Genomic DNA, 9,286 nt, shown 5'->3' on the forward strand with positions numbered 1-9,286 from the left:
CCGGCCGGCCGCTGCGTGTCGCGGTGAGTACCCGCGGCCTTGCCGGTGGCGCCGATGCGCAGGTGGCCGGCGCCGTACATGACGCGGCGGCGCTGCTGTCCGCGATGGGGCATGCGGTCGACGCGGCTGAGCCGGCGCTGGACGGCCAAGGTCTGTCGGCGGCGCTGGGCGTGCTGTGGTGCTATCTGGGCGGCGACGCGGCCGACGCGGTCGCCGCTGCGAACCCGGGCACGTCACTCGACGAGCTGATCGAGCCGTGGACGACCGGTCTCGCGGCGCGGCGCGCGCTGATCGCGCCGCAGCAGGTCGCCGACGCGTGGATTGCCCTTGCCCGGGCGGACCGCGCGATGGCGGCGTTCCACGCGCGGTGGGACGTGATGCTCTCCCCCGTCGCGCCGACGCCCGCGCCGCCGCTGGGGGCGCTCGCCCCGACGCGCGCGTTCGACGAGCTGTGGGCGGCGTTCTTTGGCCATGCGAGCTTCACGCCGGTGCAGAACATCACCGGCCAGCCGAGCATCAGCCTGCCGCTCGGCCGGTCGGGCGAGGGCCTGCCGATCGGCGTGATGGCGTCCGCGGCGCGGGGTGGAGACGATCTGCTGCTGGCGCTTGCCGCCGATATCGAGGCCGCCGCGCCCTGGGCCGATCGCTGGCCGCCCGCCACCGCCGCCAGACTCGGTATCGGCATCGGCGCCGGCATCGGCGCGGCGGCATGATCGGCTCTCCGCGCAAGTCGCTCGACGCGATCCGCATCGATGTCGCGCAGGCCGGCCTGCGCCGCTCGCTGGGGCCGGTGCAGCTGGTGCTGATCGGCGTCGGCTGCATCGTCGGCGCGGGCGTGTACGTGATGACGGGCACCGCCGCCGCGACCTATGCCGGTCCGGCGGTGATCCTGTCGTTCCTCATCGCCGCGCTCGCCTGCGGGTTCACCGCGCTCTGCTATGCCGAGCTCGCCTCGGTGCTGCCCGTGTCGGGCGCGTCCTACACCTATGCCTATGCCGCCCTGGGCGAACTCTGGGCGTGGGCGCTGGCGTGGATGCTGATGCTGGAGTTCGGACTGGCGGGATCGGCGCTCGCGGCCGGCTTCTCGGGCTATCTGCAAAGCCTGATCGGCGACTTCGGCATCGTGCTGCCCGATGCGGTCCGCCACTCGACGCTGGTGGCGAGCGCCGCGCCGGGCGGCGGCACGCGCTTCGCCGCGAGCCTTGCGCTCGACCTCCCCGCGCTGCTCGCGCTCGCCGCCGTGTCCGCGGTGCTGGTCCGCGGGGTGCGCCAGTCGGCGGCGGTCAACACGCTGCTCGTCACGCTGAAGATCGGCATCCTGCTGCTGTTCGTCGTCGTCGGCCTGCCCCACGTCCAGCCGGCGCACTGGGCGCCGTTCGTGCCGCCGGCGGAAGGCGGGTTCCGCTATGGCTGGCCGGGCGTGCTGCGCGGCGCCTCCGTGGTGTTCTTCGCCTATCTGGGGTTCGAGGTGGTCGCGACCGCCTCGTCGGAGGCGCGCCGGCCGCAGCGCGACGTGCCCGTCGGCATCCTGGGCGCGCTCGCGGTCAGCACCGCCATCTACGCGGCCGTCGCGGCGGTGCTGACCGGCCTTGTCCCGTTCCGGACGCTGGGCGTCGCGGACCCGATCGCGCTGGCGGTGCAGGCGGTCGGCCTGCCGGTGCTCGCGGTGATCGTGAAGGCGGGCGCGCTGACGGGGCTCGGCTCGGTGCTGCTCGTCAACACCTATGGCCAGTCGCGCATTTGCTTCGCCATGGCCCGCGACGGGCTGCTGCCGCCGGTCTTCCAGCGGCTGCACGCCCGCCACGCGACACCGGCGCGCGGCACCGTCATCGTCGCCGCGATCTCCGCCGTCGCCGCCGCGACGCTGCCGATCGCGCTGCTCGCCGACCTCGTCAGCATCGGCACCGCCTTCGTGTTCTGCGTGGTGGCGATCGCGACCATGTGGCTGCGCACCCGCCACCCGGACCTGCCCCGCCCGTTCCGCGTGCCGGGGGGCGGGCGCGTGATCGGCGGCGTATGGATCGGGACGGTGCCGGTGCTCGCGCTCGTCCTGTGCCTGACGATGATGGCGCCCGTCCTCATCGACCTCGCCGGCCGCGCCATTGGCGGCGACTGGCTCCCGGCCGCGCTGCTCGCCGCCTATGTCGTCATCGGCATCGTCGTGTACGCCCGCTACGGATACCGCCACTCGGCCATCCGCCGGCGCGGCCGCGTTGCCGCGGGAGCATCGGCGCTCCGCTGACGTCGTGATTGATTCGGGCGCGGCAGCCAGCCGTCGCGCGGGCTCGACCTGTCCGCCTCCCGCGCGGTCGGCAGCACGCTCCGGTTCGACGGCGGCGCGACCGCTCAGGCGCGGCGGTCTCCGGCGCCCACCTTGGTGCCCCGCGGCGTCATCCGGGCGATCAGCGCATCGAGCGAGACCTCCGCGAAACGCGTGAAGCTGTCGGCGACCGCGAACGGGAGCAGCAGCGTGCGGCCGCGAGCCAGCGCGCCGCAGGTGTATACGACGTTCGGAACGTAGCCGTCACGCTCCTCGGTGGGCTCCAGCAGCGGCTCGGCGAGCCGGCCGATCACCCGCGACGGATCGTCCCTGTCGAGCAGCGCCGCGCCCAGACAATAGTTGCGCACCCCGCCGACGCCGTGGGTGAGGACCAGGAAACCCTCCTCGATCTCGATCGGCGAGCCGCAGTTACCCATCTGCACGGCTTCCCAGGGCTGTTCCGGGCTCAGCAGCTTCTCGCCCCCGCTCCATTGGTAGAGGTCGTCGGAGAAGACGAGCCAGACGCTCTCGTTGTCCTGGCGCGACAGCATGGCATAGCGGCCGCCGATCATGCGGGGGAACAGCGCCATGCCCTTGCCCGCGTACAGGTCGCCCTCCACGCCCCGCAGCTCGAACGTCTGGAAGTCCGACGTCTGGGCCAGCCCCTGGCGGACGTCGCTGCCGCTGAACGCGGTGAAGGTCCCGCGATAGGTCGCGCGCCCCTCGCCGTCGGTGAACTCGACCAGTCGCACGTCCTCGACGCCGCGCCCCTGGCTTGGCAGGAACGGATAGATCACCGTCTCGGAGATGTCCCGCGATCCCGTGTAGTCGAGATGCGCCAGCATCCGCCCGTTCGGCAGCGTCTCCTGCCGTAGGCGCGGGCCGATGGCGAGCCGGCCGGGCGGGTCGATCGCGACCGAGCCGTCCGCGCGCCAGACACCGGTACGGAAGGTGAGCGACGAGGTGTGCCCCTCCCCGATGCCGCGCAGGCCCAGCACGAAGCGCAGGTCGCCGTCGGCCACGCCGCCCTGATCGGGATGGCGCACGATGCTGGGGTTGAACAGCGCCGCCGACTCGAATGCATATTCCTGCGAGAAATAGGCGCCGATCAGCAGCCGCTGCCCATCGTTCGCGTCATGGGCGATGGGCAGGTCGCGGGCGACCTCCTCGAACCTGTCTAGCAGCAGGTGGTCGAGGTCGCGATGCCGCTCGCGCAACGGGACCAGCAGCCGGTCGACCTCGCGCGCGAGCAGATCGTCGCCAAGCGCGAGCAGCCGCTCGACGACCCGTCTTGCGCGGGGTCGATCGGGGTCGGCGAACGCCTCCGCGTCGCTGGGGGAGAACGGCCGGAGCACCGTGCGCGACGGGTCGGGCGACAGCCGGGTGTCGAGATGGCGGACGAGCGCGGTCTCGGGCGGCGGGACGATGTCGGTCATCTGCTGCGTGTCCATTCCGGTATGCCGCCACAGGCTATGCTGCTTCCCGGGCCGCGCGTCGATGGCGCTCGTGTCGTCGATCCGCCCGGCCGGCGCGGCGGTCCGCATCGCGGCATGCGTCGATCAGTGCCCCGGCTTCGACAGCTTCGCCATCTGCGCCAGCGCCAGCCGGGGCGCGAGGCGGCTCAACGTCTTCAGCAGGTTGCTCTGCCCGGGTCGTATCTCGTCCCTGCCCGCCTCGATCCCGGCGATCGCGCGGCGCGCCAGTTCCTCGGGGGCCATCGCCTTCTGGCCCCTGGTCTCCACCTTGAACTCCTCGCGGAACAGCCTGGTCTCGACTCCCGGTGGCGCAAGCTCGATCACCGTCACGCCCGTCCCCTCTAGCTGGACCCGCAGCGACTGGCTGAACGAGTGGATCGCCGCCTTGGCCGCGCAGTAGACCGGCGAGGCGGGCATCGGCACGAACGCCAGCCCGGACGAGACATTGACGATCAGCGCCTCCCCGCGGGTCTTCAGATGCGGCAGGAACTGCTGGACCATCCGTACCGGACCCATAAGGTTCACCTCGATCTCGCGCGTCACGTCGGCCAGATCGCGTTCCTGGTTGAGGTTCAGGTTCCGCATGATGCCGACATTGTTGATGAGGACGTCCAGGCCGGGGAAGCGGTCGATCACCTGGGCGTGGAGGTCGACGATCGCGGCCGGATCGCTGACGTCGCTCCTGACGCCGTTCAGGCCGGGGACCAGGCGTGTCGCCTCGTCGAGCTTGTCCTGGTCCCGGCCGGTCACGATGACGACGTTGCCATGCTCGATCAGCTGCTTCGCCAGCGCCATGCCGATGCCGCCGGTGCCGCCCGTCACGAGAACGGTCTTGTTCGTCAGTTTCATGGCAGGCTCCTTCGTTCGTGGCGTCGTTGCGATGCCGCCTGCGCCGCCACCATCGCGACTTGGGGATCGGCGACGAGGCTACACGGTACAAGCAGGACGGAAAGCCGGTATCGAGGATCAAGGTTCCGTTCTTCGACGGTCTCGGCATCACGCGGGATCGCCTCGCCGACCCGTCGTGACGCCCGGCTTCAGGCGGGCTGGCGGCGAAGCGCGGTGGCTCGGGCGCGCGCCGGTGCGAGCCTGACCTCCAGCAGCTGTCCGGTCAGTCCCGATACCGCGTCGGATGGCTGGGCCATCAGGATCAGAACCTGTGCCGGGCATCCGGGCGGAACGGTGAAGCCGCCCGCGAACACTCCGCTGGCCTTCGCCGATTTGGGTACGACGACGCGGCCGATCTCGGCGCCATTCCGGCACGTCAACGCCCAATAGGGCAATGAATTGTCGGCCTGATCGACAGCCCGGCTGCGGCCGACCAGCCGGTAGTCGCCAGGCGGCAGCAGCTGCATCTGCTCCAGAAGGGGACCCCCGACGCTCGGCGGTGCGGCGAAGTCGACGACGCCCTTCTGGATCGAGGTGGACACGCCATTGTCGCTGGCCGGCGTCCAGTCGAGCGCCGATGGCGTTCCGGGACCCGCGCCGAAACGCGGATCGCGGGACCGCTCGCGGTCGACGCCGGGACGCTCCGATGCATAATAGGACCAGGCGAGGTCGAGGTCGCCGTGCGATATCAGCCCGTTGATCGCCTGCGCGCGCGCCTGTTCCGACACCGGGTAGCCGGCCCGGTGCAGGTCGATGAACAACGCCGCCGCCGCACGCGGACCGGATGCGCTGCCGGACAGGTAGAAGATGAAATCATTGCCCCAGGGCGGAGCGCCAGCCAGCGTCCGCACGAGCGCCGCGTGGATCGCCGGTTCGGCGCTGGCCGATGCCAGCACGGGGAACAGGAGCTTGCTCGTCGGGGGAAACGATCGCAGTGTGATGTCGTACGCACCGACCGCGGCGGAGACATCGCCGCGGCTGACGGCATATTGTATCGTCCAGAGCTGGGTCTGCAGATCGCGTCGCGACAGGCTGCCCGCATGGCCGAACAGTCGCAGCGCCCCCGACGTGTCGCCGCGTACGGATGCATCGATCCCCAGGGTCGACAGCGCGACGACCGAGATCGGATCCTGTCGCAGCGCCAGACGCGCCGCGGCATCGGCTTGCAGGCGATCGAACGGACCTGCCTCGCCTTCCGCACGCGATGCCGCGTACAACGCCGTCACATGCCCGTCATGCGGCGCCAGCCGATGCGCCAAGCCTGCATTGTCCGCCGCCAGCGTCTGCGCCAGCGCGTGGACGGCGGCGCAATACGCCAGCACCACGGCTGTCAGGACCAACAGCCCTCGTACCACCCAGCCACCGCGTGCACGCGGCGATGACCAGCCGTGGTCCGGCATCAGCCGGACCGCTTCTTGCCTGCGTCCTGCCGGCCGTAGCCATAGCCGTAGTCATACCCATAGCCGTAATGCGCCTTGTGCGCCTCGAACTTGGTCAGCACTCCGCCGATTATGCGCGCGTTGGCGTTCATCAGGCGCCCGAGCGCGGTCTTCACCAGGCTCGACCGGATGCCGTGCGACTCCACGACATAGATGACGCCCTCGACCCTGCTCGCGATCAGCGGCGCGTCGGCCAGGCCCATCACCGGCGGCGAGTCGATCACGACATGGTCGTAGGTCTCGAGCAGACGCTCGATGAGCAACGACAGTCGGTGGCCCGTCAACAGTTCGGCCGCGTTCGGGGGAATCGGCCCGGCCGCGATCGCCACGAAGCCGAGGTCCAGCATCGGGAAGACGAGGGAGTCGATGTTGTCGTCGCCCGAGAGATAGTTGCTGAGCCCGCGATCGTGGTTCAGCTTGCCCAGGGCAAGCACCGATGGCGACCGCATGTCGCCGTCGACCAGGATCACCCGACGTTGAGCACGGGCAAGCGTGGTGGCGAGCGCCAGCGCCGTCGTCGACTTGCCTTCGGCCGGCCGGGTCGACGTCACCGCGAACGACCGGGGCACGCCATGTTCGGTCGTGAAGGCGAGGCTCGTCTGTATGGCGATATAGGCGTCGAAGAGATCGGACTTGCGGTCGACCAGTTCTTCCAGCGGGGTCGTGTCCTTGGGCAGCTTGGGTGCCGAACCAAGCAGCGGCAGGCCCAGCCGACGCTCGACCTCGCCCGGGTCCGCGATCGCCTCGTCGAGCTGCTCGAGGACGAACGCCGCCAGTCCTCCAAGGCCCAGGCCGGCGATCAACGCGATCGCCAGGTTGAGCAGCAGCCGGGGGCTCGACGGCCGCTGCGGCGCGTCCGCGGCGTCGACGATCGACACGTTGTTGACACCGACGCCGCCGGCGACCCCGATCTCCTTGAACCGCTGCAGAAGGCCATCGTAGAGCGCGCGGTTCGTATCCACTTCCTGCTGGTAGATGTTGTACTGGATGCTGCGCCGCCGGAAATCGAGATAACCCGTCTTCAACTCGTCGACGCGCTTCTGCAGCGCACCCTCGCGCTCCTGCGCTTCGCGATAGTCGGCGAGCTGCGAGCTCGTCACCCGGCTTTCCTCGCTCTTGAGCGAGCGGTCGATCTGGTCGAGCTGCGCCTTGATCGCCCTGGCCGCGGGATAGCTGGGCTCGAACTGCACCATCAGCCGCTGGTATTCCGTGGCGAGTTCCGCGCGGCGCTGGCGCAGGCTGTTGATCGCCTGGTTGCGCAAAGCTTCCGTCGAGGCGCCGGCCTTTCCGGCCTGATCGTAGCGCGCCTCGGCCTCGATCCTGGCGGCGGTCGCCTGCGTCAGCGCGCCGTTCAGCGTCGCCAGGTCGTCGGCGACGATCGAGCGTTCGGCCGTCACCGCGCCGTTGGCGCCCGATTGCGCGGGCAGGTTGATGATGTGCTGCTCGGAGGCATAGGCGACGAGCTGGCGCTGCGAAGCGTCGAGCCGCTCCTTTTGAAGCCCCAGCTGTCGCTGCAGCAGATCGCGGCCGTAGGACGTCGCCTGGGTCTTGCGATCGAGGTTGGTCTTGATGAAGCCGTCCGACCAGGCGTTGGCGACGCGGGCCGAGAAGGCGGCGTCGGGACTGGTGAAATCGATGTTGACGAGGCGCGAGAGCCTGGTCGGGTTCACCGCCTGGTTGCGCAGCAGGAGTTCGCCCGCGGAGCGTTGCCGCTCGGCGCGTCCGGCGGGAAGGTAATGGCCGTTGCTGAGCTGGAACGCGGGTGTCGCCTTGGTGTATTTGAACATCGCGTAGAAACCGGGATCGTCAACCAGCCTCAGCTGGTTGGCGACGAGCTCGGACAGCGTTCGGGACCGCAGCAGGCCGTACTGCGTCTGGTAGAACTCCTGGTCCATGACGCTGGTCTCGCGGTCGACGCCCTGGAAGTCCGTGATCTTGTTGGACTCGCGCGCGATCTCCACCGTCGCCGTCGCCGTGTAGTTGGGCGTCAGCAGCAGCGTGACGACAAGCCCCAGCAACCCGCAGGCGATGGTCGTGCCAAGGATGACGTAGCGCCAGCGCAGGGCGATGCGCAGGTACTGGCGCACGAACGGGGTGAGTTCGGCGCTGGTGTCGGGCACCGCTCCCGCGACGACGAGACCGCTGCGGGACGGTGGAGTGATCACGTTCATCAGCTTGTCGACCTTAGTTCAGAACCGCGATCAGCGGCGCGGCAAGAAGGGGCGCCAACGACACGAAATCCCGGAACAGACGCCGCTGGGGTGAGTCGCCGACGACGATCACGTCGTTCGCGTAGACCGGCGGATCGTCATAGGCGCCGCGCTCGATCGCCGCGAGATTGTAGAGCCCCGCCATCTTGCGGCCGTTCACCGACCTGAGCACGACGACGTCCTGCTGGCGCGCGAACTCCGTCAGTCCCTTGGCGGAGGCGACGGCGCGCAGCAGCGTCATCTGGTTCGTCACCGGATAGAGGCCGGGCTCGACCACCTGGCCGTCGATCGTCACGACCTGGCTGACCGAGCTCTTGATGTTGACCGTCACTTCTGGATTGCGGACGTACCGGCCGCGCAGCGCGGTCGCGACGGCCTGCGCGAGTTCGCCGGCGGTGCGACCGCGCGCGTCGATCGTGCCCGCCAGCGGCATCGCGATCCGGCCGCTCGCATCGACCTGCGATTCCTGGCTGAGCTCGGGCACGTTGAACACGTTGATCTGGATCGTGTCGAGCGGCCCGATCAGCGCGGGCCTGTCTCCGGCGGTGAGGTCGGCCCGCTCCGGGGCGGGCAGGACGTTGTCGGTCACCACGGTCAGCCGCGCATCGGACTCAAGCCTGTCCCGCCCCGCACATCCGCCGAGAAGCGCAAGAAGGGCAAGTGTAGTCAAGACTTTACGCATACGGTTAGGTGGCCTGCGATCTCGAGGTAAGCCAAGGCTATAGGTGAAAGGATTTTGCGCGTAAAGCAACGGCCGGGACCGGCCGGTGCCCGGTCCGGGCATTTCGGGCCGATCGGCGCCGCCTCGGCTTGTCGGCGACGTGCCGATGTGAGCATGGCGCGGTGCCTCTTCTGCCCTTTTCGCTGCAGCGGCCGTCGGAGTTGTCCCTTGTCCATGACCCGCCCCCGCTCCGGCCCTGGCCCCGGCTTCGACTCCGGCCCCCACTTCGCGCCAGCCCGCGGCTCCTTGTCCGGGCGGCGGTCCCCCGCCGACGTCCGGCCGACGCGGGCGCG

At 69.9% G+C, this 9,286-nt stretch carries 7 protein-coding genes; 2 read left to right on the top strand and 5 right to left on the bottom strand.

Annotation, left to right across the window (positions count from 1 at the left end; all coding sequences use genetic code 11):
- Together HUV01_RS08260 and HUV01_RS08265 are read left to right on the top strand one after the other, a co-directional pair.
- Positions 1–713 (top strand): amidase family protein (locus HUV01_RS08260; RefSeq protein ID WP_254606507.1); only part of this gene is annotated, 713 nt, incomplete at its 5' end.
- Positions 710–2,242, top strand: a complete 1,533-nt coding sequence (locus HUV01_RS08265; RefSeq protein WP_174297817.1) for an amino acid permease — start codon at positions 710–712, stop codon at positions 2,240–2,242. The genes HUV01_RS08260 and HUV01_RS08265, both read left to right, overlap by 4 nt.
- Before the next feature lie 104 nt (positions 2,243–2,346).
- Here the strand turns inward: HUV01_RS08265 and HUV01_RS08270 are convergent, their stop codons facing one another.
- The 5 genes from HUV01_RS08270 to HUV01_RS08290 form a co-directional block, all read right to left on the bottom strand.
- The gene (locus HUV01_RS08270) at positions 2,347–3,804 is read right to left on the bottom strand and encodes a glycoside hydrolase family 130 protein (protein ID WP_368040010.1); all 1,458 of its coding nucleotides are present in this window, start codon (positions 3,802–3,804) and stop codon (positions 2,347–2,349) included.
- 15 nt (positions 3,805–3,819) lie between these two features.
- A complete protein-coding gene (locus HUV01_RS08275) occupies positions 3,820–4,584 on the bottom strand; it encodes an SDR family oxidoreductase (RefSeq protein ID WP_174297818.1) in 765 nt (254 codons plus the stop codon).
- 188 nt (positions 4,585–4,772) lie between these two features.
- Entirely contained in the window at positions 4,773–5,963 is a 1,191-nt protein-coding gene (locus HUV01_RS08280) for a hypothetical protein (RefSeq protein WP_174297819.1), read from the bottom strand.
- A 59-nt stretch (positions 5,964–6,022) separates the two neighbouring features.
- Positions 6,023–8,233 carry a GumC family protein gene (locus HUV01_RS08285; protein ID WP_174297820.1) on the bottom strand — a complete coding sequence of 737 codons (2,211 nt, stop codon included), beginning with the start codon at positions 8,231–8,233 and terminating at the stop codon, positions 6,023–6,025.
- 13 nt (positions 8,234–8,246) lie between these two features.
- Positions 8,247–8,861 (bottom strand): polysaccharide biosynthesis/export family protein, encoded by a 615-nt coding sequence (locus HUV01_RS08290; protein ID WP_254606508.1) that lies wholly within the window; start codon positions 8,859–8,861, stop codon positions 8,247–8,249.
- Between the last annotated feature and the right edge of the window lie 425 nt (positions 8,862–9,286).

Source organism: Sphingomonas bacterium (assembly GCF_903643035.1).
Taxonomy (GTDB): Bacteria; Pseudomonadota; Alphaproteobacteria; order Sphingomonadales; family Sphingomonadaceae; genus Sphingomonas.